The 26,537-nt window shown below is 39.3% G+C and carries 27 protein-coding genes; 25 read left to right on the forward strand and 2 right to left on the reverse strand.

Going from position 1 to position 26,537, the window contains the following annotated elements; all coding sequences use genetic code 11:
* Positions 1-24: 24 nt before the first annotated feature.
* From QZ289_RS01275 to trxB, 4 genes are all read left to right on the forward strand, one after another.
* Entirely contained in the window at positions 25-927 is a 903-nt protein-coding gene (locus QZ289_RS01275) for a 3'-5' exonuclease (protein ID WP_295698309.1), read from the forward strand.
* Positions 920-1,156, forward strand: a complete 237-nt coding sequence (locus QZ289_RS01280; RefSeq protein ID WP_295698313.1) for a hypothetical protein — start codon at positions 920-922, stop codon at positions 1,154-1,156. The genes QZ289_RS01275 and QZ289_RS01280 overlap by 8 nt, the downstream gene beginning before the upstream one ends.
* The gene (hisH, locus tag QZ289_RS01285) at positions 1,149-1,787 is read left to right on the forward strand and encodes an imidazole glycerol phosphate synthase subunit HisH (protein WP_295698315.1); all 639 of its coding nucleotides are present in this window, start codon (positions 1,149-1,151) and stop codon (positions 1,785-1,787) included. Before QZ289_RS01280 ends, hisH begins: the two co-directional genes overlap by 8 nt.
* Positions 1,788-1,869: 82 nt before the next feature.
* Positions 1,870-2,805 carry a thioredoxin-disulfide reductase gene (trxB, locus tag QZ289_RS01290; protein ID WP_295698318.1) on the forward strand — a complete coding sequence of 312 codons (936 nt, stop codon included), beginning with the start codon at positions 1,870-1,872 and terminating at the stop codon, positions 2,803-2,805.
* 288 nt (positions 2,806-3,093) lie between these two features.
* Here trxB and QZ289_RS01295 read toward each other — a convergent pair whose 3' ends face one another.
* Positions 3,094-4,473 (reverse strand): MATE family efflux transporter, encoded by a 1,380-nt coding sequence (locus tag QZ289_RS01295; protein WP_295698320.1) that lies wholly within the window; start codon positions 4,471-4,473, stop codon positions 3,094-3,096.
* The gene (gene kdsB, locus QZ289_RS01300) at positions 4,470-5,189 is read right to left on the reverse strand and encodes a 3-deoxy-manno-octulosonate cytidylyltransferase (protein WP_295698323.1); all 720 of its coding nucleotides are present in this window, start codon (positions 5,187-5,189) and stop codon (positions 4,470-4,472) included. The genes QZ289_RS01295 and kdsB overlap by 4 nt, the downstream gene beginning before the upstream one ends.
* A 343-nt stretch (positions 5,190-5,532) precedes the next feature.
* Here kdsB and dapB point away from each other — a divergent pair, with 343 nt between their 5' ends.
* The 21 genes from dapB (at position 5,533) to atpD (ending at position 26,525) form a co-directional block, all read left to right on the forward strand.
* A complete protein-coding gene (gene dapB / locus QZ289_RS01305) occupies positions 5,533-6,300 on the forward strand; it encodes a 4-hydroxy-tetrahydrodipicolinate reductase (RefSeq protein ID WP_295698325.1) in 768 nt (255 codons plus the stop codon).
* Between the two features lie 852 nt (positions 6,301-7,152).
* Positions 7,153-8,550, forward strand: coding sequence for an amidophosphoribosyltransferase (purF, locus tag QZ289_RS01310; RefSeq protein ID WP_295698328.1), 1,398 nt, complete (start codon positions 7,153-7,155; stop codon positions 8,548-8,550).
* Complete coding sequence (locus QZ289_RS01315; protein WP_295698331.1) at positions 8,550-9,512, forward strand: TIGR01212 family radical SAM protein; 963 nt, start codon at positions 8,550-8,552, stop codon at positions 9,510-9,512. The genes purF and QZ289_RS01315 overlap by 1 nt, the downstream gene beginning before the upstream one ends.
* A gap of 106 nt (positions 9,513-9,618) precedes the next feature.
* Positions 9,619-10,623, forward strand: a complete 1,005-nt coding sequence (holA, locus tag QZ289_RS01320; RefSeq protein WP_295698334.1) for a DNA polymerase III subunit delta — start codon at positions 9,619-9,621, stop codon at positions 10,621-10,623.
* A 76-nt stretch (positions 10,624-10,699) separates the two neighbouring features.
* On the forward strand, positions 10,700-11,122 hold the full coding sequence (rpsF, locus tag QZ289_RS01325; protein ID WP_295698337.1) for a 30S ribosomal protein S6: 423 nt from the start codon (positions 10,700-10,702) through the stop codon (positions 11,120-11,122).
* A 17-nt stretch (positions 11,123-11,139) separates the two neighbouring features.
* Positions 11,140-11,631: a single-stranded DNA-binding protein gene (locus QZ289_RS01330; RefSeq protein WP_295698339.1), complete on the forward strand. Its 492-nt coding sequence runs from the start codon at positions 11,140-11,142 to the stop codon at positions 11,629-11,631.
* A gap of 27 nt (positions 11,632-11,658) precedes the next feature.
* Positions 11,659-11,913 (forward strand): 30S ribosomal protein S18, encoded by a 255-nt coding sequence (gene rpsR, locus QZ289_RS01335; RefSeq protein WP_034587961.1) that lies wholly within the window; start codon positions 11,659-11,661, stop codon positions 11,911-11,913.
* A 114-nt stretch (positions 11,914-12,027) separates the two neighbouring features.
* Positions 12,028-14,070: a hypothetical protein gene (locus tag QZ289_RS01340; RefSeq protein ID WP_295698348.1), complete on the forward strand. Its 2,043-nt coding sequence runs from the start codon at positions 12,028-12,030 to the stop codon at positions 14,068-14,070.
* A 97-nt stretch (positions 14,071-14,167) separates the two neighbouring features.
* Positions 14,168-14,434, forward strand: a complete 267-nt coding sequence (locus QZ289_RS01345; RefSeq protein ID WP_295698351.1) for a hypothetical protein — start codon at positions 14,168-14,170, stop codon at positions 14,432-14,434.
* 1,512 nt (positions 14,435-15,946) lie between these two features.
* A complete protein-coding gene (locus tag QZ289_RS01350) occupies positions 15,947-16,999 on the forward strand; it encodes a GDP-L-fucose synthase (RefSeq protein ID WP_295698353.1) in 1,053 nt (350 codons plus the stop codon).
* A 21-nt stretch (positions 17,000-17,020) separates the two neighbouring features.
* On the forward strand, positions 17,021-17,815 hold the full coding sequence (gene proB, locus QZ289_RS01355; protein WP_295698355.1) for a glutamate 5-kinase: 795 nt from the start codon (positions 17,021-17,023) through the stop codon (positions 17,813-17,815).
* Positions 17,812-18,720: a methionyl-tRNA formyltransferase gene (locus QZ289_RS01360; protein ID WP_295698358.1), complete on the forward strand. Its 909-nt coding sequence runs from the start codon at positions 17,812-17,814 to the stop codon at positions 18,718-18,720. Before proB ends, QZ289_RS01360 begins: the two co-directional genes overlap by 4 nt.
* Positions 18,714-19,445 carry a biotin--[acetyl-CoA-carboxylase] ligase gene (locus QZ289_RS01365; RefSeq protein ID WP_295698360.1) on the forward strand — a complete coding sequence of 244 codons (732 nt, stop codon included), beginning with the start codon at positions 18,714-18,716 and terminating at the stop codon, positions 19,443-19,445. Before QZ289_RS01360 ends, QZ289_RS01365 begins: the two co-directional genes overlap by 7 nt.
* 9 nt (positions 19,446-19,454) lie before the next feature.
* Positions 19,455-20,240, forward strand: coding sequence for a ParA family protein (locus QZ289_RS01370; protein WP_295698363.1), 786 nt, complete (start codon positions 19,455-19,457; stop codon positions 20,238-20,240).
* 5 nt (positions 20,241-20,245) lie between these two features.
* The gene (locus QZ289_RS01375) at positions 20,246-21,109 is read left to right on the forward strand and encodes a ParB/RepB/Spo0J family partition protein (protein ID WP_295698365.1); all 864 of its coding nucleotides are present in this window, start codon (positions 20,246-20,248) and stop codon (positions 21,107-21,109) included.
* Positions 21,110-21,187: 78 nt separating this feature from the next.
* Complete coding sequence (locus QZ289_RS01380; protein ID WP_295698367.1) at positions 21,188-21,613, forward strand: FoF1 ATP synthase subunit B'; 426 nt, start codon at positions 21,188-21,190, stop codon at positions 21,611-21,613.
* Between the two features lie 9 nt (positions 21,614-21,622).
* On the forward strand, positions 21,623-22,138 hold the full coding sequence (locus tag QZ289_RS01385) for a F0F1 ATP synthase subunit B (RefSeq protein WP_295698370.1): 516 nt from the start codon (positions 21,623-21,625) through the stop codon (positions 22,136-22,138).
* Positions 22,138-22,662 carry a F0F1 ATP synthase subunit delta gene (locus QZ289_RS01390; RefSeq protein ID WP_295698373.1) on the forward strand — a complete coding sequence of 175 codons (525 nt, stop codon included), beginning with the start codon at positions 22,138-22,140 and terminating at the stop codon, positions 22,660-22,662. The genes QZ289_RS01385 and QZ289_RS01390 overlap by 1 nt, the downstream gene beginning before the upstream one ends.
* Positions 22,663-22,683: 21 nt before the next feature.
* Positions 22,684-24,198 carry a F0F1 ATP synthase subunit alpha gene (gene atpA / locus QZ289_RS01395; RefSeq protein ID WP_295698376.1) on the forward strand — a complete coding sequence of 505 codons (1,515 nt, stop codon included), beginning with the start codon at positions 22,684-22,686 and terminating at the stop codon, positions 24,196-24,198.
* Positions 24,199-24,212: 14 nt separating this feature from the next.
* Positions 24,213-25,106 (forward strand): ATP synthase F1 subunit gamma, encoded by an 894-nt coding sequence (gene atpG, locus QZ289_RS01400; protein WP_295698379.1) that lies wholly within the window; start codon positions 24,213-24,215, stop codon positions 25,104-25,106.
* Between the two features lie 18 nt (positions 25,107-25,124).
* Positions 25,125-26,525, forward strand: a complete 1,401-nt coding sequence (gene atpD, locus QZ289_RS01405; RefSeq protein ID WP_295698382.1) for a F0F1 ATP synthase subunit beta — start codon at positions 25,125-25,127, stop codon at positions 26,523-26,525.
* Positions 26,526-26,537: the final 12 nt, after the last annotated feature.

A 26,537-nucleotide genomic window follows, 5' to 3' on the forward strand; every position in this document is an offset into this window, starting at 1 on the left:
CATATTTTGTAAGAAGGCAGCTAAATGATATGCGTCTTTGATATTGAGAGTATCCCTGATTTTCATCTTTTGCGCGATAGCTTTGGCTTTGAAGGCTCGCCTTTGCAAATCGCACAATCTGCCGCAGAGGAGCAATATGCAAAAAATGGCAGCTCCTTTCTTTCCCTTTGCTTTCATCGTGTTATTAGCATTGGTAGCGTGATATGCGATGATTTTGGACGATTTGTGAAGGTAGGGCATTTTGGCACACATTTTTTAGAATCGCTCCCCCATTCATTAGATTCCATAGATTTCTTAAGCAGTGATTTTTTAGACACATTAGAAAAGACACTTTTAAATGAGTTTTGGACATTTTTTAATAAAAACAATCCAAGACTTGTGAGCTTTAATGGACGGGGCTTTGACATACCTACAATGCTTTTACGTGCTATGCGTTATGACATTAATGCGTGGGCGTATTACGAGCAGGATAATCCTACACATAACAAAAGTAAATGGGAGAATTACCGCCAACGATATAGCGAAGTCTTCCATACCGATTTGCTTGATAGTTTGGGGAATTTTGGCGTGGTGCGCTCCTTAAAGCTTGATAATATATGTAAAATGCTTGGTTTAGTGGGGAAATATGATATGAGCGGAGAGCAGGTCTTTGACACCTATATCAACGCTCAAAGTGCTAAAGATAAGCTCACCGCACTTGAGACTATTAACCACTACTGCCATAGCGATGTGCTAAATACCTATTGGCTTTATCTCAAATACGAACTACTAAAGGGGCATATTATAGAATCTGATTATTATCATATACTGCAGGAGTTTTTAGCCAATTTTCCTGCTAATAAGCCTTATTCACAGGTTTTTAAAGATACATTAGAGCGGCACATCACTAAATATACGCAAGATTCTACAAAGGATAGTGATGGATAGCCCATATATGAGTAAAAATGGTGAAATCACCTCTAAAGCACAGCTGATTACAGAGATAGAATCTTTACTGAATGCTATCCCTGCAAAATCCCACACTACACTCTCACGTGTGGTAATGGATAGCCTCTCCTGCCCTGATTTAGAATCTATCCGCGATAACCTCATAGCAAAAAGCCACGATACCATAGCAGAAAATAAACAATGGCTTTTGGGATTAGCCAATGATTAAAATAGGTATTATTAACTATGGTGTGGGGAATCTAGGCAGCGTACAGAATGCCTTTGCGCGTATTAGCTCATTTAGCGATGTGGCTTTGTTTAATGTGTGTATAGAATCTACACCCGATAGGCTAAAGAAATATGATAAGCTTTTACTACCCGGTGTAGGGGCGTTTGGCAATGCTATGGCGCATTTGAAACACACAGGGCTTGATGAGGCGATTATTGATTTTGCACGGAGTGGGAAGCATTTGCTAGGGATTTGTTTAGGGTTACAGCTACTTTTTGAGAGAAGTTTCGAATTTGGCGAACACAAGGGGCTTGGGCTATTAGAGGGTGAAGTCGTGGGCTTTAGCAATATCGCACCGCTTAAGATTCCGCATATTGGCTGGAATAGCTGCCACTTCACCTATCAAGCGCGAGATTCTAAGCTATTTTGCGGTATAAATGATAAGAGCTTTTTGTATTTCATCCATAGTTTTCATATTAAGGCAAGGGAGGAGGATATTTTAGCTTATTGTGATTATGGCTATCCTTTTGGTGCTATTGTTAATCAAGAGAATCTCTTTGGGATTCAGCCTCACCCTGAAAAAAGCCATAATGTAGGCTTAAAATTGCTTGCAAATTTTATTAATTTATGAGAAAATAATGCAGTATTTACCTTTCAATATTAAATTAATAAGTTTTAATAATGGAAAATTTTTATAACTTATAGGAGAAAAGATGATTAATTTAGCAATTATTGGTGGGGGTCCTGCTGGACTTAGTGCGGGATTATATGCGACACGTGGCGGAATTAAAAATGTAGTGCTTTTTGAGAAAGGAATGCCCGGTGGGCAAATCACAGGGAGCAGTGAAATAGAAAATTATCCGGGTGTAAAGGAAGTAGTAAGTGGTATGGACTTTATGCAGCCGTGGCAAGAACAGTGCTTCCGCTTTGGATTACAACATCAAATGAGCGAAGTAGTGCGTGTGAGTAAAGAGGGAGATATATTTCATATCCATCTCTCCAGTGGCAAGGTAGAGGAAGCAAAGGCGGTGATTTTCGCCGCTGGTGGTAGCCCCAAAAAAGCTAATTTGAAGGGTGAAAGTGAATTTTGGGGGAAAGGGATTAGCACTTGTGCTACTTGCGATGGATTTTTCTACAAAGACCAAGAGGTTGTCGTGCTAGGCGGTGGCGATACGGCGCTTGAAGAGGCAGTATATCTTAGCCGTATTTGCTCCAAGGTACATTTAGTGCATAGGAGAAATGAGTTTCGCGCCGCACCTACTACGATAGAGCACGTAAAGAAAAACGATAAGATTCGCATTATCACCCCTGCCATCGTTGAGGAGATTAAGGGAGATTCATCAGGCGTTACAAGTGTGCTTATCAAACATACAGATTCAGGGGAAAATGAGGACATACCCGTGATGGGAATCTTTATCTTTGTGGGCTACGATGTGAATACAGCCACTTTAAAACAAGAGAATGGTTCAATGCTCTGTGAATGCGATGAATACGGAAGCATTAAAGTGGATTTATCAATGAGGACAAGTGTAGAAGGACTTTTTGCTGCAGGAGATGTGCGCACACAGGCTTCTAAACAAGTCGTATGTGCCGCCGCAGATGGTGCAACAGCAGCATTACAAGCCATTGCCTATTTAGAGCATAAATAACATTTGATTTCTAATCAAATGGGATTAGAATACTGGGGTAAGTGAATATACTGCGGAATAGAAGCGAGGACTATTTCGCATTTTGTTCTGCAAACTAAGCTTTTATCTTCGCCAACGATAAAGCAAATATTTACAAATTCGAGCCAATCTGCAGTATTTGCTTACCCCTAAAACACCAAAGCATTAATCCAATATTTGTAAAATATTCGCTTAGAATTCGTGCATATACCTTTGCCTCTATAACGTATGACAACAGCATAATACACAAAAATCTAAGTCTTTGGGCTGTTATGAACCACGTTTCAAAACTAATGCTCCACGATACATCTCATACACCACCACGCCAAGCACTACAATGCTTGAACACGCCAAAGAAAGCGGATAGGAAAGCCACACGCCAAACACTCCATAATAATGCGACAGCACAAAAAGAAAAATGATTACAAAAACAAAGTTATAGGAAATGGTGATAATAAATGAGCTTTTAGGGCGTTGAATAGACTGAAAAAATATCGCACTCACTATATTGACACCTAAAAATATATAACCGATAAAATACACTCGCATCGCTTCAAGCGTAGGCTCAAGGATACTCTCTTGCCCCTCTTTAAGGAAAAGCCGCACCAAATGTGAATCTACACTCATAAACAAGCCATACACCACCACGCCCATAATTGTGGCAAAAATCACACCAAAGGCATAAATACCTTTCACGCGCCTCATCGCCCCCGCCCCGTAGTTATAACTTGCAATAGGCTGAATCCCCTGCGAACAAGAAATCAAAATCGTAATACACACCACCCCCACATACATAATAATGCTATATGTGGCAAGATAGCTCACGCGTATATCCTCCGTATCTGCCAAAGCCTTTAGTGTGTGGTTAAACACGACCATCACAAACGCTACGCTAAGTTCAGCTATGCTTTGAGGCACGCCATTTTTCATTGAAGCAAACACCGCATTGATATGGAATCTTTTCACCAAATAAATGCGCCCTTTTTTACGCACAAAGTGGCTAAGTAGGATAAGCATACCCAAGCTATGCCCTAAAATCGTAGCTAAAGCAGAGCCAAATATGCCCCACTCAAGGACAAAAAGAAAAATATAATTCAAAACAATATTAGAAACAGAGCCTACAATCATTGCTACCATCGCTAAAACAGGGCGTTTGTCATTAATGGCAAAAACATCAAGCAAAGGGTGCAGCACGATAATCACAGAGCCTAGAAAAATCACCTGTAAATATTCCACCACATAGGGCAGCACTCGCTCACTCGCCCCAAGCGCGATAGATATTTGCTCGACATAGATAAAGAGTATTCCGCCAATGATAAGAGAGGAACTCATAGCAAAGTAAAACACGGAGCTAAACATCAGCCTCGCGCGATGATCTTGCCCCTTGCCTAAAAAATATGCTGCTATGGAAGCCGCCCCCATACCAAAAAGCAGCTCAAAGGCAATCAGCACAGGAAATACAGGCCAACACAGCCCAATAGCAGCCAATGCGTCCTCGCCCAGCTTCTTACCTACAAAGATTCCATCAAATGTAGAATATGTAGAAAGCGCGAGCATAGCGCACAAATTAGGGATAAAGAAATAAAAAAAGAGACGATAGATAGAATCTTTACTTAAATTAATCTTCTCATTAACGCTTATCACACTCATACAAACCGCTCCAAAATCCTTTTATAGTCTGCTTGTGTGTCAATGCCTATACTTTGTGTCTCCACTATGGCTAAGGCAATAACTTTGCGATGATACAAAGCTCTTAACTGCTCTAATTTCTCAATCTCTTCCAGTGGACTTTTAGGCAGGGTGCAAAATGTCTTTAGACTTTTAGCACTATATCCATAAATCCCCAAATGCCCTAAATATAGGATATTTGCTAATGTTTCACAATCCTTATCGCGGCAAAATGGAATAGGAGCGCGGGAGAAATATATCGCCTCATTATGAGCATTTAGCACGACTTTGACAAGATTAGCATCTCCTATATCATCCTCATTTATCACCTTTGCCAATGTCCCCATAAAAGGCTTTTTATGCTCCATTAAATGCCGCAATGTCTCTATCACATTATGCTCTAAAAATGGCTCATCAGCTTGGATATTAATCACCACCTCATCATCGGCTAATCCTAGCTTTATTGCTGCTTCCGCACATCTATCCGTACCGCTACTATGAGCTTTATCAGTTATCACACATTCTATCTTATGTGCCCTACATACAGATTCAATTTGCGCATCATCACAAGCGACCACCACATCATCTATTTGCTTTGCATTGAGTGCTGTCTGCACCACCATAGGCAGCCCATTTATATCACATAGCACCTTTTTTGGGAATCTTGTAGATTCTAGCCGCGCAGGGATTATTATCATCAAATCCTCCTTTGGGTAAAATAAGCAAGATTCTAGCTAAAATCTTTCAATCAAATAAATGCTTTTGCTTTCTCTTATAACCTCCACTTACCTATGTTTTTTATCCCTATACGCAAGTTATTTAAAATCTCTGTGCTCATTTTGTTGTTCAAAGCCATAAACTCTCACTAGTCAAAAATCTTATATTACAAATTTGCAATACTAAGATTTATTGCCAAAAAAGATTAAAATTTTTGTTATTTTTTATTCACCTAAGAGATATTTTTGTAGAATTGCTTATTGTTAAATATAAATGATAAAAATATTTATGATCTAAAATTTAGAGATTTGAAAAGGAGTATTTATGCTAAAAGTAGGGATTTTTGGAGCGACTGGGCGCGTGGGGCGGCTACTTATTGAAGAGATTTTAAATCATAAACATTTCGCTCTCTCAAGCGTGTATGTCCGCAATGAATTACAATATTCACTCCCCTCTAGCACTATGGTTACGCGTGATTTTGCCATATTTGTGCAATCAAGTGATGTGGTTATTGATTTTTCCTCTCCAGAGGCTACAAAAACCTTGCTTGAGGCAGCTATTGCTGCTCCTACGCCACTTGTCATAGGCACAACGGGACTTGATAGTGATACACAGCATTTACTTGAGGAAGCCTCGCACACAATGCCTATTTTGTATGCAACCAATATGAGTAAGGGCGTGGCGGTGCTAAATAAGATTGTAGGACTTGTGGCAAATACGCTCAAAGAAAGCGATATAGAAATTTGTGAGATTCATCATCGACATAAAAAAGATGCTCCTTCCGGGACAGCTTTAACTCTCGCTCAAACCTGTGCTAGCGCGCGCAATCTTAAGCTTAGCGATGTACGTATCAGCGGACGCAATGGTATGATAGGCGAGAGAAGCAAAGATGAAATTGCCGTGATGAGTTTGCGTGGGGGTGATGTGAGCGGACGACATACGGTGGGATTCTATCTTGATGGCGAATATTTAGAACTCACACATAATGCGACTTCACGGCTTACTTTTGCTAAGGGGGCGCTTGATATGGCAGGATGGATAGTGCGACAGGAAAATGGCTTGTATAGTATTCAAGATGCTCTTTGTCTGTGAGATGATTTACCATTGTTACGCTATTTGCAAGTGTGGATTGGCACTTCGTGTAAATACATTTCACGTCGCATAATCTTACGCACTTAAGATAAAGCCTTTCGTGTGCGCCTAAAGGATTAGGGTTAAACTAAAGCTAAAGTCTTATTATTCAATTCATTTTGGTAGCCTCATATACCTTTGCTATTGTGTCAATCTATGTTTGAAAAAATTCTTGTAAAGCAAAAAAACACAATAAAACAAACAGTAAAAATTTTATTTCCTCTCAAGTAAAATGCTCATCTCATTCCCCTACCCCCTCTTAGCCACAGGTAGCAAAAAATCTTACTGAGATTCTAAGATGTAATATGGGTTAGCATTTTGCATAAATGCGAAGCTAGTTTGTTAGATTACCTACTCGCTCCCCTTGTATTATTTGTAGATATATCCCCATTCCACACAAAAAGAGCAAGCACTTTGTTTTAAAGGGGAATACAAGATAAATGCAACCTTTACATACAGACAGAAAAAAGAATGCTTTGCTTATTAAAGGGATAACTCTCTTCTTTAATTGAGTGAAGGTAAGGTAGTCTCTACCAAAAAAGGAACAGAAAGTGATGCGGTTATTCCAGAGGGGGGGGGGGAAGCGATAAAAAAGTGAAAAACAGGAACAGCCCTAGCTTCCCTCTCTCTTTATATATAGGGGAAAGTTGTCTCCTCTAGTCTCTCATATAACAAACTCAATATCTACAAATGTATCACACACAAGGCAAGTTTTAAAAGGTAAAGAATCCTAAAAGTTTTATAAAATCGCGTGTTAGCTTTGTTTCTATACAATCACATACCAAAAACACAAAGTAAGGACAAACTTTAGGTATGGAAAGTTGGAATGAAGAATGTGCTGTGGTGGGCGTGTATAATGTCAATAATGCGAGTGTTTTAAGCTATTATTCACTTTTTGCAATGCAGCACAGAGGACAAGAAGCAAGTGGAATCGCCGCAAGTAATGGCACAAAAATCACTACAATCAAAAATACAGGGCTTGTAACAAAGATTTTCACTCAAAGGCAATTAGACAAACTACAAGGGCGCTCGAGCATAGGGCATAATCGTTATTCGACTGCAGGGGAAGATTCCATCAATGATGCCCAACCTATCTTTGCTCGATATGAGCTAGGGGAAATGGCTATCGTTCATAATGGGAATCTTACCAATGCAAAAGCTGTGCGTAAAAAGCTTATTGAAAATGGAGCAATTTTCCAAAGCCACCTTGATACCGAAAATCTCATACATCTTATCGCACAGAGTAAAAAACAATCTCTTACAGATAGAATCATTGACGCCCTAAAATGCGTTGATGGGGCGTATTGCTTTATATTTCTCTCTCGCACAAAAATGTTTGCTATCCGCGACCGTTATGGATTGCGCCCTTTGAGCTTGGGGAAGATTCAAAACGAGGATGGCAGCACAGGCTATGTAGTAGCAAGTGAGAGCTGTGCGTTTGATTTGATTGGGGCGGAGTTTGTGCGCGAGATTAAGGCGGGGGAAATGCTGATTTTTGATGGGGCGTATGCGCTCAAAGATACGCAGCCTAAAAGCATTCAAGTTTTTGAGCCAAATCCTCACCCTTGCGTATTTGAACACGTCTATTTTGCTCGTCCAGATAGCAATATCTTTGGTAGCAATGTCTATAAGGCGCGCAAACAAATGGGTATTGAGCTTGCTAGGGAGCATAAGATTAAAGCGGATATGGTAATCCCTGTGCCAGATTCTGGCGTGGCAGCGGCACTTGGGTATAGTAAGCAAAGTGGCATTGACTTTGAGCTAGGCATTATCCGTAATCACTATGTGGGGCGGACATTTATCGAGCCCACACAGCAGGAGAGGGAGCTGAAAGTGCGGCTCAAGCTTAATCCTATTAGAGAGCTGATTGCAGATAAAGATATTATTGTGATTGATGATTCTGTCGTGCGTGGGACGACAAGTAGGCAGATTATTAGAATCTTGCGTCAGGCAGGGGCACGGAAGATTCACTTACTTATTAGTTCTCCACCTACTATATCGCCCTGCTTTTATGGTGTGGATACGCCGCATAAAGAGCAGCTAATATGCGCAAATAAGAGTATTGAAGATGTGCGTAAATACATTGGGGCGGATTCTCTAGGATTTCTCTCTATTGAGGGCTTAGTGCGAAGTATAGGGGGGGAGAACAAATCGTGGTGCAAGGCGTGTTTTGATGAAAACTATATTGATGAATACACTAGGGGCTTGTGATGCGGCTTATACTAAGCGTAGGGCGGTATTTTAAAAGACGTTTTGGCACAAGGGTGCGGAAAATCCCTATATCTCTGCAAGGCTTTACCTGCCCTAATATCGATGGGAGCTTGGCAAAGGGCGGGTGCATATATTGCGATAATGAAAGCTTCTCTCCAAGCCTCATAAAGATAAATAAAGGCTCTCAAGTAAAGATGAATTTCTCCCTTAACTCCAATCCACTTTTGCCCAAGCAGCTTAAGCAACTAGAGGAGCAATTCTTTTGGCACGCGGAATTTCATCAAAGAAAATTTGGCATAAGTAAGTATATGGTATATTTTCAGTCTTATACAAATACTTATGCGCCCTTTGAGACGCTTAAGACTCTCTATGATAAAGCATTGAGTTTGCCCAATGTCGTGGGGCTGAGCATAGGCACACGTATTGATTGTGTGCAGGATTCACTCCTTGAGCTTTTGGGCGAGTATGTCAAAAAAGGTAAAGAGATTTGGCTAGAATATGGGATACAATCTGTGTATGATAAGACTTTAGAAATTACCAATCGCGCCCACAGCATTGCTCTGGCTAAAGAAATGTTTGCTAAGACACGAGCAAAGGGTGTGAAAGTCTGTGCGCACTTAATCTATGGCTTACCGGGTGAGACGCCAGATATGATGCTACACTCACTTGATAGCGTGCTAGAATGGGGGATTGATAGCATTAAGATTCACCCCCTGTATGTGGTGAGCGGCACTCGCCTTGCTCAGCTTTACAAAAATGGCGAGTATGAGCCTATTAGTATTGAGACTTTTAGCGATTTGATTGTCAAATCTTTGCAGAGGATTCCCCCTAATATTGTCGTGCAGAGAATCAGCGCGGGGGCACACGATGATACACTCCTTGCACCTATGTGGTGCTTTGATAAAAATATTCAAATGCGCTATATCCGCGATAGGCTAAGGGCAGTAGGGATAGAGTATTAAAACAAGGAATGAGCCTATACACAAGCCCTTTAAGCAAAAAACACATTATAATGATTAAACAAGCTAGTTTATAATTTAGCCTCATAATAAGGCAAAAAGGATTGCTATGTATAAATCACAGCTTGATTCACTCCTTAAGGCTTCAAAAGCCCCACGCATAAGCTTTTTATATGGTGATAGCTTTTTGGTAGAGTATTATAGTAGGCTTATCGCCTCTGCTCTTATGTGTGAGGAAAAAAATGTGTTTTACTTTGATGAATACAATGCCACACAAATAAACGCTCTCCTTTCACAAAGCTCACTTTTTGGCACACGCTCACTTGTGGTGCTTAAAATCAATGATAAAATAAATAAAAAAGATATTGAACTTTTTTTGCAATCTCTTTTTCATAATACACAAAATGCCCTTATTATCGAGTATTATCAAGGCTCAAAGTCCCCAGCAGATTATGCTAAAAATTCCAAAATATATGCTGGATATTTTAAGCACCCTAAAATGCCCAAAGATGACATTATAGAAGTGCGCTTTTACGAGCAGACTTTACACGAATGTATGGATTTTATGCGGCAAAAAGCTAAAACAATGTCTCTAAAAGCGAGTGATAAGGTGCTTCACCAAATCCTTAGCCTTCAAAATAATGACATTGCCCTTTCTTTGAATGAACTAGAAAAATTTGTTATTTATACTGATGGTAGGGAAATTGAGCCAAGTGATGTGAATCTGCTTTGCGATGGGGTGGCAAGCTTTAGCATAAGCGAACTATGCCACACTCTAATGGAAAAAAAGCCTTTTGTGGAAATGCTGCATAGCATTTATGAGGAAGGCGTGAATGAAATTGCGATGATCAGCGAGATTCAAAGATTCTTCTATCAACTCTTTTTATTTTATGCATTTATTAAGGCTAATGGTAGAGCAGATGAAAGAGAAATCCTAGGTTATGCCCCACCAAAACATATAGTAGAGCCATTAGTGCGGCATTGCATTCGCTTTAAAGAAAATGAGTATATTGCCATTTTTGAGCTCCTCTCTGCGTGGCGATATGAAGTGAGTAAGGGCAAATCTAAGCAGTCTATGAGTGCTTTAATCAAAATTCAAGAATTAATAAGATAGAATCCGTGCTTCTAACCCTTGCTCTTTTATGCTAGATTCTAGCGCGGAAAGGGCGACTACACCAAAAGGAGAAAGAATGAAATTTTATGAGACGATGTTTATCCTCAAACCTACGCTTGTAGAAGAGGAAATCAAAACACGTATTGATTTTTTTAAAGAAGTCATTACAAAAAATGGCGGTGAGATTGAAACCTGCCTTGATATGGGAACGCGCAATCTTGCTTATGAGATTAAAAAGAATAAACGTGGATACTATTTTGTCATCTACTTCAAGGCACAACCAACCCTAATTAGAGAGCTTGAGCGAAATTATCGCATTAATGAAGAGATTTTGCGCTTTCTTGTAGTGAAATATGAGAATAAAAAAGAGCAAAATGCGTGGCAAAAGCTCGTAGATAGGGCAAATAACAAGCCTGAAGCAAAAAAAGAGCTTAAAGCCTCTAAGGCTAAAAAAGAAGAGACAGCAGAGGCACAGGAGCAAGATTCTCAAGAATCGTAAGCAAACAAGGGAATGAGATGTATAACAAAGTGATTATGATGGGGAATCTTACGCGAGATGTGGAATTGCGATATTTGCCTAGTGGAAGCGCTCTAGCGACTATTGGCTTAGCGAGCAATCGCCGATTCAAAAAGCAAGATGGCAATATGGGTGATGAAGTATGCTTTGTCGATGTGAAGCTTTTTGGTCGTAGTGCAGAAGTGGCGAATCAATACTTGCGTAAGGGCAGCAAGGTGCTGATTGAAGGACGATTAAGCTTTGAAAGTTGGAATGACCAAAGTGGTGCAAAACGAAGCAAACATACGATTATTGCTGAAAGTATGCAAATGCTAGATTCTAAATCTGCAAGTGAGAATAGCGGCTACGCCCCCTCATCATATAATCAACCCAATCAACCTATGCAGTCTGCACAACCTCAAGCACAGAGCTATGGTGGGAATGCAGGAGTAGAGAACTACCCCCAAAATATCCCTGAAATCAATATTGATGAAGATGAAATACCCTTCTAGTTTTCACACATTTTACAAGGAGCAATGATGGAAAAGAAAAAATACTCAAAACGATACTGCCGATATACCGAGGCTAAACTTGAATTTATCGATTACAAAGATGTGGAAATGCTTAAGCATTCATTGTCTGAACGATACAAAATTATGCCAAGACGTCTTACAGGCAACACAAAGCGATGGCAAGAACGCGTAGAAGTAGCCATCAAACGTGCTAGACATATGGCACTTATTCCTTATATCGTGGATAGAAAAAAGGTTGTCGAGAATCCTTTTAAAATCTAAGTATTTCAATGGGCGCTAGTATACCGATACTTAAGCCCTTTTGTCATTACAAGCGTTAGTGAAGTAATCCATAAGTGATATTTTCTAAGGGTATGGAATTCTAAAGGATAGAAAATGTGGGGTAAAAAGCTCTTTATTCCCTTTATCTTATGCTTTATTGCCATATTGGGAATCTTTATATGGGCGTTTGATGCAGACAGGATAAGCCAAGAAGTGCTTGACTTATTTCCGCGGAATGAGAGCAAGGCACTCATTGAAGCGCATAGATATTTTGCAAGCTCCAAATACATACCTGTAGCTATTGAGGGAGAATCTACGCAGGAGGTACTAGAGGAGATAAAGGCATATCTTTTGGCTATGCCTCATATCACTTCTGTGATAGCAGAGGAAATTCCGCTCTCTTATCAGCTTTATGACTTTCTATCGCATAATGAGAAATATCTCCTCGCCCACGCACATATAGATTCGCAACCATCTTCCACAGATTCAAAAGATGCAAATGAGCAAAGCCCAGATTCACTCTCTGCACAAAGCGCAGCGATTTACGCACCGCTTTTATCATCTTTTACCCCCTCACCCGATGAGGCAAAGCCTATTTACGCAGGAGATAGGGGCTTAATGCTCCTTGCGGAGATAGATAGCCTCGAAGACAGTGCCCTTAAAGATACCCTAGCGCACTTTAAAGAGCTAAAAACACATTACCCTTCTATACATTATTTTTCCACAGATTTTATGCGCGTAGAGAATCTAGGCTTAATTTTGCAAGAAGTGAATTTCCTCTTAGGCTTTGCCTCGCTTGTGTTTATTATCTTATATTTTGTGATTATCCGCATACCTCTTTTGACATTCAACACAATTTTTACACTCATTTTTGCAAATACGATTGCCATTTTGCTCACACTATGCGTGTATCCAAAGGTTACCATTATGGCTTTAAGTTTCGGTATGGGGATTTCAAACATCGCTATTGATTATATGATGCACCATCATTTCTTTGGGCTATACACTCACGCTCCCTCTTATGCAAAGCATTCACCCTTAGCACGTCCAGCCTTCAATCGCCCTGTGTTTTATGGGTATTTCACGACGATGATTGGCTTTGGGGTATGCTTATTTATCCCCTTTCCACTTTTGGCTCAACTCGCGCTCTATGCGATGATTTCACTCACTATCTCCTATGTGAGTTTTGCCTTTATTTATCCACGCATAGGCTTTAAGCCCCCTCGCCTTTTTGATAGCATTGCTAGACTTAGGAAGCCCTGTGTGCCAAGCATAGTGTTTTTAACTCTAGCCTGTGTAGGCTTTATCTTTGCATTTAGCACATTGAAGCTTGATTTTGACCTCTCCAAGCTTGATTATCAAAACAAGTCTATGCTTGATGAACGTGCCTTTTTTGCGAATATTGAGGATAAAGATGAAGTCAAAGTGCTGCTATTTTCGCAAGAAAGTGATGGGCTTATGCTCTTTACACGTGGGCTGCTTGAGCATATAGGTGCGGTGAAATTTTATGCTAATGCAGGTAAATCGCCATTAGAGCAATACTATTACCTCGCCTCTATGTCAAAGGCGCAATTTGCGACAATGCGGGCACTTTTTGATGAACTTAAAACGCAAGGGATTCTATCACCACTTATCGCACAGTTATGGAATCCTGCAGAGATAGCAAAAATTACAGAATCTCGCATAAACTTTGATGAACGACCCTTGCAGGACATTATGGATAGTTTAGCAGATAGTATTTATCAGCCTATGCTGATTGTGCTAGGTATCGCGCTTATGGCAATGCTATGTGTGTTAGCCTTTAGTGTGCGTGGGGCGTTTATAAGCGCAGTGGGCTTCGTGCTTTTTCCCTTGAGTATGGCATTAAGCGTTGTGGCAAGCCATAGTGAGTTTAATATGATGCACCTTTTTGCCTTGCTGATTTTAGTAGTAGTAAGCGTGGATTATGGTATTTATGCGATTAAAGAGGGTGAAAGCCCACGCACAACACACGCGATTTTATTTTCCGCATTGACTACGGGAGTGAGCTTTGGGATTCTCATCACTTCGCACACAAAGGCGCTTAATTCCTTTGGGGAGGTCATATTCGCCGGTATGGGCTGCATACTAATCCTGCTTTTATATAATACTTCCTATCAGCAAACAACAAAAGATTAGTAGCAAAATTAAGAAAAAGACAAAAAGGACAAATAAGCAGAGCAGAAGTCGAGCAGGATAGACAGACGTATATAAATCTCAATATAAAATGAGCAGTTTGTCATTTATAGAAAATGGGATTATAGCTGCCACGAGGACAAATATAGCAATAACGCGCAGTTTGATTGACAATATTTCATACAAGATATTTGGAGTGCGCGTAAAGTCTTTGCCAATCGCCCTCAAGTATAAATGGATTATTCATCGCTCATCTCCTTACGGGTATGCAAAAGGTTGTTATCTTGACATTCGCCCTACAAAGAATCACTTTGGCACAAGCTTTTTAAATACTAACTGGGGGGGGGGCAACATATATTCAAGCTAATGCGACCCTCTTAGAAAATATAGCAGATAATTCTATGGGCTCTCTTTATGTGCTTTATGGTAGTGGAGCATTTCGGCTTGGGGTGATAGCGACCCTATCGAGCCAGACGCGTGAAAAAAGGCATTAAAAGCTTTTTCAAAGAATGCTAGTATTTTAGTGTATCTGTGGGGCAAGCGGATAGGATATGCTTTAACGCACATCGGGTATTCAAGCCACAAACCATTATCGGTACTTTAGACCAAATCGATATTGTAGAAATGAACTCTATCTCCAACGAGCTTACTACAATTGAATATATCACGCATAAAAATGGCAAAAACACATATTGATGAGAATCCTGCATTCTTTACCTGATAAAATCCAAAACTAGGGCTATGCAGGGCTATTTAAGTTTATAAAAAGATAAACTTTCTAAAACTTATAATCTTTGCTTTCGTAAATGAGATATGCCTCCTCATCTGCATAAAACTAAAGAGAGTTTGCTCAATTGCCTCTCTCTTAAATACTACTATGGAAAACGATGTATCGCTCAAATCAAGCCACCCTACAGACTACCCTCCCCCTCTTTAAAATTTTAGACTAGAGAATCTCTACCTTAAAAACTAACTTGATGAATAAGACAACGTCTTAGTCATAAGTGCGTCCTTTTGTCCTCAAGGGCTATCGCCCTTTGCGAGATTAAATCCCTTCGGGATTGAATGGTGCGAAGCAGATTTTATATCTGCAAAGCAAGACCCTTTGCAAGTGTGGATTAGCACTTCGTGCGAATACGGCGATTACATCGCAACAGCAAGGGCATAATAGACTAGAGAATCTCTACCTTAGAAGCTAACTTGATAACCAACCAAAGTGCGATTATAAGTGTATCCTTCAGGCGCGAAGTGGAGATTTGACTGCACACGAAACAGCACTACGCGGTAGCTTTAGCTACAACAGCGCCACCATAATACATTACAAGAATCTATACATAATCTTTGAAGCCCAAAACAAACAAAGATGGAGAAAGTGAGTAATGAAGCAGTGTTTCTAAGGGAGTAGCTCCCTTAGGAGTGCCTGCCTTTTAAAAAATAAAAGGAGGTTGCAATGAGTAAGATTGTAAAAATCTTGGTTAAAAGATTGCTATCACGCCCATTAATACTCAAGTGCTTTTTACTTGTAGCTTATAGAGTGTCACCGCAGTCATTATGTAATCGGGTTTTACTTAGATTTTCTTCTTGCTGTAGTTTGGTAATACGATACAAAGATGTATACCCACCAAAAAAAGAGGGGGTACCCCGCCCCCACATACTCTCTTTTTAATCTCGCATTGAATCCGCCTTGCCTTAATCACACCAACGCGAGATTCTTTATAAACATTGCTTTATTAAAATTGTAGATTTTTTATGTTTTTCTTTTTTTTGTTTTATCAAACACCCATCTACACGTTTAAAAACGAGTTAAGTTATACAAATGAAATAAAAACTTAGATAAGTTAAGTATAATACATATTTCACATAAAGACAAGGACATACTATGCACAAGGATTCTAGAATCTATATTGCAGGACACAAAGGATTAGTAGGCTCAAGCATTTATGACTTGCTTCAATCTCAAGGCTATACCCATCTCTTAACACAAACACGCAAAGAATGTGATTTGCTCTCATCTTATGATGTGGAGGAGTTTTTTAGCAAAACTCGCCCTGAATATGTTTTTTTATGTGCAGCAAAGGTGGGAGGTATCTCTGCAAACAATACTTATCGTGCAGATTTTATCTATGAAAATCTTGCCATTCAAAACAACATTATTTTCAATGCTTATAAATATGGTGTCAAGAAGCTCCTTTTTCTAGGCAGTTCTTGTATCTATCCTAAAAACGCACCTCAACCGATGAAAGAAGATGCCCTCCTCACAAGTGAGCTTGAATACACCAATGAGCCATACGCAATCGCTAAAATTGCTGGATTAAAAATGTGTGAAAGTTTTGCGCTGCAGTATGGCTGTGATTTCATCTCTGTAATGCCTACGAATCTATATGGCAATAATGATAATTTTGACCTAGAAACCTCACACGTGCTTCCCGCACTCCTGCGTAAGATTCACTTAGCTAAGCTTCTTTATCTTGGGCAAATAGAGCAGGTAGAATATGATGTGAGCTTACAGGGCAAGGCATTGGAGGATTATCTTAGCTCTTATCATATTAGTAGCAAGAGTGTAGCTATATGGGGTAGTGGCAAACCTCGCAGAGAGTTTCTCCACGTGCAGGATATGGCAGAAGCCTGTGTGTTTGTAATGAATAATGTATCTTTTGGTGCTCATCTCTCATCCCATACATCGCAAATCCGCAATACCCATATAAATATTGGCTATGGCACAGATATTAGCATTATCGAGCTTGCTTATCTCATCAAGGAGATTGTAGGATTTGAAGGTCAGCTTGTGTTTGATAGCTCAAAGCCCGATGGCACATACCAAAAACTAATAGATTCTAGTAAGCTCCATCAGCTTGGCTGGAGGGCAAAAATCTCTCTTAAAGAGGGTATACGGAGCGTTTATGAACACTATCTTCATACGCATACCTTATAGATTCTGCTTAAGGAGTATGATATGCAAAAAACACGGATAGTCCTTAAAGTGGGGAGTTCCAATCTCTCTAATGGCAAAATTATCGACAAAGCCCAAATCAAAGCATTAGCGCAGATTATTTATGAACTAAGAGAATGCTTTGATGTGATTTTGGTAAGCTCTGGTGCGATGGCAAGTGGCTACACAGCATTGCAAATTGATAAAAACATTATGCACAACAAACAAGCTCTTGCAAGTATCGGGCAGCCGCTATTAATGGAATCTTACCGCGAGGCTTTTAGGGAATACAACATCTATGTGGCGCAGCTACTTTTGGTATGGCGGGATTTTGATTCTCGCAAACATACTGCCTTTGCGCAAAATACGATTGATACATTGTTAGCACATAATGTCCTGCCTATTATCAATGAAAATGATACGATTGCCACAGATGAAATGATTTTTGGCGATAATGATAGACTAGGTGCGTATGTGGCGCATTATTTTGGGGCGAAACTACTTGTCATCCTAAGTGATATTGATGGCTATTTTGATAAGAATCCTCATCAGCACACAGACGCAAAGATTATCCCTATTGTGCATTCTATTCCGCAAGAGGCATTGCAGGAAAGTCATTCACCCCATGCGGGTTTTGCCACAGGGGGAATTGTTACAAAACTTTTAGCCGCAGATTTTTTACTTGGGCACAAGGGTATGATGTTTTTAAGCAATGGGCGCAAACTAGATGTGTTAAGAGACTTTCTTTTACATCATAATCATCGCTGTGGGACACTTTTCTGCCCTGCAGAGATTCAAAACATAGAGGGAATCTTGTGAAAATTGTATGTGCGGGAACACCGGAATTTGCCACAGATATTTTTCTGCTCATAAGCAAACATCATAAAATACTTGCGCTTATTTGTCAGCCTGATAAGCCCTTTGGACGCAAAGGAGAGTTAAAAGCCCCGCATACAAAAGCAATTTTTGCCCCTATGGGTATGGAAATCCTGCAGCCTACATATATTGATGATGCTTTTAGTGAGTATATTAAGAGTTTAAAACCTGATATAATCCTTGTAGTAGCGTATGGGAAGATACTCCCACAGCATTTTTTAGACATCGCGCCTTGCATTAATATCCACGCTTCTATTCTGCCCTCTTGGCGTGGGGCAAGTCCTTTGCAACAAATGATTCTCTCTCAAATGCCTTATTTTGGTGTAAGTGCTATGTATATGAATGAAAGGCTCGATAGTGGGGAGATTCTAGGCATATCTTATGTAGAAAATACACAACAAAATATTATTGAGCTTTCACAACAACTTGCATTTCACGGGGCAAATCTCGCCCTCTATGTCCTTAAACATCTACAATCCATTGAGCCGCTTAAGCAAATTGACGCAGATTCAAGCTATTGCGCTAAGATTAAAAAATCTTGCGGTTGCGTGCAGCTTGATTCTGCGCTTGATGTGTATTGTGCGTATTTAGCATATTGCGTATGGCCCCATATCTTCATACAAAGTGCAAATGGCTATACACTCAAATTCTTTGATATAAGTCTTGAAGAATCTACACAAACACACAAAGTCGGTGAAATACTGCATATAGAATCTACATATATTATAGTAGGTTGCGCACGTGGAAGTTTGCGCATAGGGAGCGTGCAACAAGAGGGGAAAAATAAACTTCAATCCCCGCTTTATCTACGTGGCAAACATCTTAAAGTAGGTGATGTGCTATGCTAGATGAAATAAAACAAAAGCCTTGTTTTGATGAGACATTCATTACCACCCTAAAAACAAATATATACCATTTTGATACACTGCCCTCTACGCAAACTTATGCCATTGAGGCGCTTAAAACTCATTCGCTCACAGCACCATTTTGCATTCACGCTACACATCAAAGCGATGGCATAGGAAGTAGAGGTAATCAATGGGAGAGTATGTCAAATGCACTTTTATTTTCTTTTGCCCTGCCCCTTAAAAATCTCCCACAGGACTTAAGGATAGAATCTAGCTCTATTTTTTTTGGTGTGATAATGCGGGAATTTCTCGCTTCGCTTGGCTCACAGGTATGGCTCAAATATCCTAATGATTTATATATAGGGCAGCATAAAATAGGGGGGATTCTCACACAAAAAGTAAATGATTGCCTTGTGTGTGGCATAGGGATTAATATCTACCCTACTTTAGAATCTCCGCAATCACCACATCAGCACAATTATGCCACTTTAGAAGAACCCATAAGCCAAAATATACAGCCTGTGCGCTTTTTAGAGCGTTTTTTTGAGAGCTTTAAAAAATTTATATTATGGAAGCAGATTTTTAGTATTTATAAGTTAGAATTTCACAAAAATAACTCTTTCTTTTTTCATCTTGATGAGAAAAAGATTTGTTTAAAAGATACTATTCTCAATGAGGACGGGTCTTTAAGCATTAATGGACACAAAATTTATAGTTTACGATAAGGAGAGATGATGTGCAAAATCATAACTATAGCTAATCAAAAAGGCGGTGTGGGTAAAACGACAACAACGGTTAATCTCGCAGCTTTCTTAGCCTCTGCAAACAAACGTGTGCTTGTGATTGATTATGATCCACAAGCTAACGCAACTACGAGCTTTGGTATCCGCCGCAATAAGATAGAATCCGATATTTATCACGTGCTTACAGGCTCAAAAAAACTCTCTCAAATTATATTAAAAACAGATATTCCCAATCTTGACATTGCGCCCTCAAATATTGGTTTGGCAGGTATTGAAAAAGAGTTTTATAACAAAAACAATGCAAAAGGACGCGAATTGCTTTTAAGTAAAAAAATCGAAGAGATAAAAGAGCAATATGATTTTATCATTATTGATTCTCCTCCTGCACTTGGTTCTCTTACCGTTAATGCACTTGCAGCAGCAGATTCTGTTATCGTGCCTATACAATGTGAATTTTTCGCTCTTGAGGGATTGGCACAGCTGCTTAATACAGTCAAGCTTATTAAAGATACGATTAATCCAAAACTTAGCATTCACGGCTTTTTGCCTACGATGTATTCAGGGCAGCACAATCTCTCAAGACAAGTTTTTGATGAGTTAAAAGAGCATTTCAGCAAAGAACTATTCAAATATGATGATGACTTTATCATTGTGCCTCGCAGTGTTAAACTCGCAGAATCGCCAAGTTTTGGCAAACCTATTATGCTCTATGATAACCGATCTAATGGAAGTGTAGCGTATGAAAATCTTGCACGTGCAATCTTGCAAGGAGCATAAAAATAATGGCTAAAAAAAAGCTAGCGATGGGGAGGGGACTGGGGGCGATACTTTCCGAAACGGCGGAAGCATACGAGCAAAACTTAAGTGATAATTCATCACTCGTATTAGAGCTTGATGTGGATATTATTAAGCCAAATCCCTATCAGCCGCGCAAAACCTTCAATCTCCAAGCCCTACAAGAACTTTCGGAATCTATTAAAGAGCACGGATTATTACAACCTGTTGTTGTGTATGATAATGGCGATGGAGATTATATTCTTATCGCTGGGGAACGCAGACTCAGGGCGTCAAAACTCGCTGGTTTAAACAATATTAAAGCAATTATCGCTGAAATAGATTTCAAACGTATGCGTGAGTTAGCTATTATCGAAAATATCCAACGTGAGGAGCTCAACCCTATTGAGCTTGCCTTATCTTATCAAGAGTTGCTTCAAGAATATGGCATTACACACGAGGAGCTTTCTAAACGTATCGGCAAATCACGTACGCAAATCACAAACACCTTACGCTTATTGCAACTAAGTGAGGAAGTGCAGCAAATGCTTATTGAAGACAAAATCTCGCAAGGACACGCTAAAATGCTTGTTACCCTCGATGAGGGAGAACAAAAGCTTATAGTGGATTCTATCATTGGGCAGAAACTCAATGTGCGTGATACCGAAATACTTATTAAAAATATTAAAAATAAGGGTAAAAAGCGTATCAAAAAAGAACATATAGGCAATATCAATACCCAGCTTCTCCAAGCATTACAGGATAGTTTTAAAATATTAGGAATTCAAGCACATATTAATACATCAAAAATCACACTTTCCTTTGAGAATGATGCGGAAGTTACCGCCCTGATAAAAAAAATATCAAAATGATATGTGCTTTAAGGTTTAATATATTTTAACTTGTTAAAATACTTGCGGTTTTCATAGAATATAAATCAAGGAGAGCAAATGAGTATCACCCTCAACCCCTACCTTATGCTACTCGTTTTTATTACTTTTATAGTCCTAATCTATTTACTAAATCAGTGGCTTTTTAAGCCTATGTTTATCTTTATGAATGATCGGGATAGCTTTATCGAACGTGAAATCTCAAGCACTCAAGGGCATAGACATGACATTGAACAAATTGAAGGAGAAATTCAAAAAACCATTAGCACAGCGCGTAAAGAGGCAGCATATATTTTAGAAACAGCGACAAAAGAAGCAAAAGCTACTTATGAAGAAAAAATTAATGCAAAAAAAGCCGAGCATGAAAGCAAGCTTGCGCAATATAAGAAAGAATTAGAAGAACAAAAATCGCAGCTTTATGCAGAACTACTTGAACAACTTCCTGCTTTTAAAACAGCATTAAATACAAAGCTTAAGCAAATTTAGGGGGATATAATGAAAAAGACTTTATGTGCAATTATATTTTTAGTTCTGCCTTCTTTTCTCCTTGCTTCTGTGAGCATTGAACAGAGCGATTTTGTCGAACGTGTGATTAACTTTGTGATCTTTATAGCAATTTTATGGTATTTTGCTTTTGATCCCATTAAGGGGATTTTTATCAATAGAAAAAATGCTATTGCTGCTCGTCTTCAAGAAGCCCAAGACAACCTCCAAAAAGCAAAGCAAGAAAAGGAAGCGGCTCTAAAGGCTTTAGAAGAGAGTAAAGAAAAAGCTAAAGATATTATTACCGCTGCTAAGCAAGAGGCTTACTTGGTTGAACAAAAATATAATGAACAAATCAAAAAAGATATAGAGACACTCAAATATGCTCTAGAATTAAATATTGAATTTGAACAAAGAAAAGCCATACAAGAAAGTGTAAATAAACTACTTGATGAGCTTATAAAAAGTAATGATATTGCTCTCAACAAAGAAGAATATATCAATATCATTACAAAAAGGATTTCATAATGCTGTATATTATCGCTAAAAAATACACACAAGCGCTTATGGATTCAGATGTAAATCTCGATGAAACACTCCATATTCTTAAAGGTTTCTCTCTTGCGCTAAAAGAGAAAAAATATGCAGATATTATTGTCTCGCCATTTCTAAGCAAAGCTCAAAAGGAGCAGCTTCTGCTAGACAATATAGGCAAAATAGATACAAAACTCGAAAATTTCTTTCGTCTTTTGGCAGAGGCGGATAGAATCTTACTTATTCCATATATTAGCAATGAACTTGAAAAACGCTTACTTGCACGCAAAAAAGAATATGCGGCTACACTCACAAGTAAAGAGGAGCTTGATACTAAAACGCTAGAAAAGATTCAAATTGCTTTAGCCAAAAAGCTCGGTGTCAAGTTAAGCATCAAGCAAAAATTAAGTGGGGTTGAAGGCATTAAACTAAGTGTTGAGGATTTAGGTATGGAAGTATCTTTTTCCAAAGAACGTTTTAGTAGTAATTTGAAACATCATATCCTCAAAGCACTTTAATTTAATTTAAAAGGAGAACCAGTGGCAACAAAAATTAAAGCAGAAGAGATTAGCTCGATTATCAAAGAGAGAATTGAAAGTTTTAATATCAATATTGATATTAGTGAAACAGGTAAGGTCATTGCTTATGCCGATGGAGTGGCAAAAGTTTATGGACTTAATAATGTAATGTATTATGAAATGGTAGAGTTTGATACAGGCGATACGGGTATTGCTTTTAATCTTGAAGAAAGTAGTGTGGGTGTTGTGGTGCTTGGCTCTGGACGCACTATCAAGGAGGGAACTTCTGTTAAACGTCTTAAAAAACTAATGAAAGTGCCTGTAGGCGATGCGGTAGTTGGACGTGTTATTAATACGCTGGGAGAACCGCTTGATGGCAAGGGAGCTGTGGAAGCAAACGAATACCGCTTTGTAGAAGAAAAAGCACCTGGCATTATGGCACGTAAGTCTGTGCATCAGCCACTTCAAACAGGGCTAAAAGCTATTGATGCTCTCGTGCCAATCGGCAGAGGGCAAAGAGAGCTTATCATCGGGGATAGGCAAACAGGAAAAACAACAGTTGCTATAGATACTATTATCAACCAAAAGGGTCAAGATGTTGTTTGTATTTATGTCGCTGTGGGACAAAAAGAATCTACGGTTGCTCAAGTTGTACGCAAACTTGAAGAACACGGCGCTATGGAATATACCGTTGTAGTAAATGCTCCTGCATCATTCTCTGCTGCTATGCAGTTTCTTGCACCTTATACAGGTGTAACCATTGGTGAATATTTTAGAGATAATGCGCGGCATGCACTCATTATTTATGATGATTTGAGTAAACACGCTGTAGCATATCGAGAAATGTCGCTTATCTTAAGACGCCCACCCGGACGCGAAGCATTCCCCGGTGATGTGTTCTATCTCCACTCTCGTTTACTTGAAAGAGCTGCAAAACTTAATGATGAACTAGGAGCAGGATCTCTCACTGCATTACCTATTATTGAGACACAAGCAGGGGATGTGGCTGCTTATATTCCAACCAATGTAATTTCCATTACCGATGGACAAATCTTCCTTGAAACAGACTTATTTAATTCTGGTATCCGCCCTGCTATTAATGTGGGCTTATCTGTTTCGCGCGTGGGTGGTGCAGCACAAATTAAAGCTACAAAACAAGTAGCAGGGACACTTCGCCTTGATTTAGCTCAATATAGAGAACTTCAAGCATTTTCACAATTTGCTTCTGACCTTGATGAAGCAAGTCGCAGACAACTTGAGAGAGGGCAAAGAATGGTAGAGATTCTTAAACAACCTCCCTATTCTCCTCTTGCCATAGAAAAGCAAGTGATTATTATTTATGCAGGTGCTAACGGATTCCTTGATAATATTCCTGCTAACAGAGTGGTTGCATTCGAAACAGAGCTATATCCATTCCTTGAGGCAAAGTATCCTAAAATCCTTGAAGATATTAGCGCAAAAAAGGCACTCGATAAAGATATTGAAGTTGAATTAAGCAGGGCCCTTGAAGAATTTAAAGCAAACTTCGGGGCATAATAAAGGAGTAAGTTATGGGAGGCAACCTTAAAGATATAAGGAAACAAATCACAAGCGTTAAAAATACGCAAAAGACAACTAAGGCAATGAAGCTTGTCTCTAGCTCTAAACTCAAAAAAGCTGAAGAATTAGCAAGACGCTCTAAAGCTTATGTGAAGCAGCTTGATGCAATTTTCAACGACATAATAGCAAGGATTCAATTACGTGGGCTTGATAGTATCAATAGCCCCTATTTTGCAAAATCAAAAGATCGTCAAATCAAAAAGCTTGATATTATTTTTATTACAGCCGATAAAGGTCTATGCGGCGGATTTAATACCACTACTATTAAAGAGGTTATGCGACTTATGGAATCATACAAGCAGCAAGGTGTCAAAGTGCGACTAAGAGGTATTGGTAAAAAAGGGATTTCTTTTTTTGCCTTCAATGATATTGAAGTCCTTGACAAAATCGTAGGTTTAAGCTCAATGCCTACTTTTGAAAAGGCTGAATCTTTCATTAATGGCGTAGTTGAAGATTTTTTAAATGATGCAACAGACGAAGTCATAATTGTGCATAATGGTTTTAAAAATATGATTTCTCAAGAGCTAGAAACATATGCCATTTTGCCCTTGACTATCAACACTCAAGAAATTACCCAATCTTCTATACTGAACATTGAGCCAGAAGATGAGGAAGATGTGATACTTGATGAGCTTGCAAAAAAATACATTCAATACAATATGTATTATGCTCTTGTAGATTCACTAGCAGCTGAACATAGTGCGAGAATCCAAGCTATGGACGCTGCGACAAATAATGCAGGAGATTTGGTCAAAAGCCTCACAATTTCACTCAATAAAGCACGGCAAGAAGCTATTACAACAGAACTTGTTGAAATTAATGCTGGTGTTGAAGCCATTAAATAAACTTACAAAGGAGATTAAATGCAAGGTAAAATTACACAAGTAATGGGTCCCGTGGTAGATGTCGAGTTCGACTCTTATCTACCGATGATTAATGAAGCCATTGATGTTGTTTTCAACATTGAAAGCAAAGAGCATAAGCTTGTCTTAGAGGTTGCCGCACACCTTGGGGATAATCGTGTCCGCACAATTGCTATGGATATGACAGAGGGGCTTACACGCGGACAGGAAGTGAAAGCTCGTGGAAAAATGATAGAAGTGCCTGTGGGAGAAGCAGTGCTAGGTAGAATCTTTAATGTTACAGGCGATATTATTGATGGTGGTGAACCTCTTAATAGCGATCTTAAATGGGGAATCCACAGAGAAGCACCGACATTTGAGCAGCAAAGCACACGAACAGAAATGTTTGAAACAGGCATTAAGGTAGTTGATTTGCTCGCACCTTATTCTAAGGGCGGTAAAGTTGGCTTATTTGGTGGTGCTGGTGTGGGTAAGACTGTCGTTATTATGGAGCTTATTCATAATGTGGCTTATAAGCATAGTGGCTATTCTGTGTTTGCTGGTGTTGGTGAGCGCACAAGAGAGGGAAATGACCTCTATAACGAAATGAAAGAAGGTGGCGTTTTGGACAAAGTGGCACTTTGCTACGGACAAATGAATGAGCCGCCGGGTGCAAGAAACCGCATTGCTTTCACAGGTTTGACAATGGCAGAATATTTCCGAGATGAAAAAGGACTTGATGTGCTTATGTTTATTGATAATATTTTCCGCTATGCCCAGTCTGGTTCCGAAATGTCAGCACTCCTTGGGCGGATTCCATCAGCGGTGGGCTATCAGCCTACACTTGCAGGGGAAATGGGTAAATTACAAGAGCGTATTACCTCTACTAAAAAAGGCTCAATCACATCAGTTCAAGCTGTGTATGTCCCAGCCGATGACTTGACTGACCCAGCTCCTGCATCTGTGTTTTCACATCTTGATGCAACAACGGTGCTAAATAGAAAAATATCCGAAAAGGGTATTTATCCTGCTGTGGATCCCCTTGATTCTACTTCTAGAATCCTTGACCCTCAAGTGGTAGGAGAGGAGCATTATAAAATTGCTACAGGCATTCAGCAAGTGCTACAAAAATATAAAGACTTACAGGATATTATCGCTATTTTGGGAATGGACGAACTCTCTGAAGAAGATAAGCAAATCGTGGATAGAGCAAGAAAGATTGAAAAATTCCTCTCTCAACCATTCTTTGTGGCAGAAATCTTCACAGGTAGTCCAGGTAAATACGTAACGCTTGAAGAGACATTAGAAGGCTTTAAGGGTATTTTAGAGGGTAAATATGATGATATTCCTGAAAATGCGTTTTATATGGTAGGTAATATTCAAGAAGTCTTGGAAAAGGCTCAAAAACTCAAAAGTGCATAGGGGATAAAATAG

It is taken from the genome of uncultured Helicobacter sp., assembly GCF_910577135.1.
GTDB lineage: Bacteria > Campylobacterota > Campylobacteria > Campylobacterales > Helicobacteraceae > Helicobacter_C > Helicobacter_C mastomyrinus.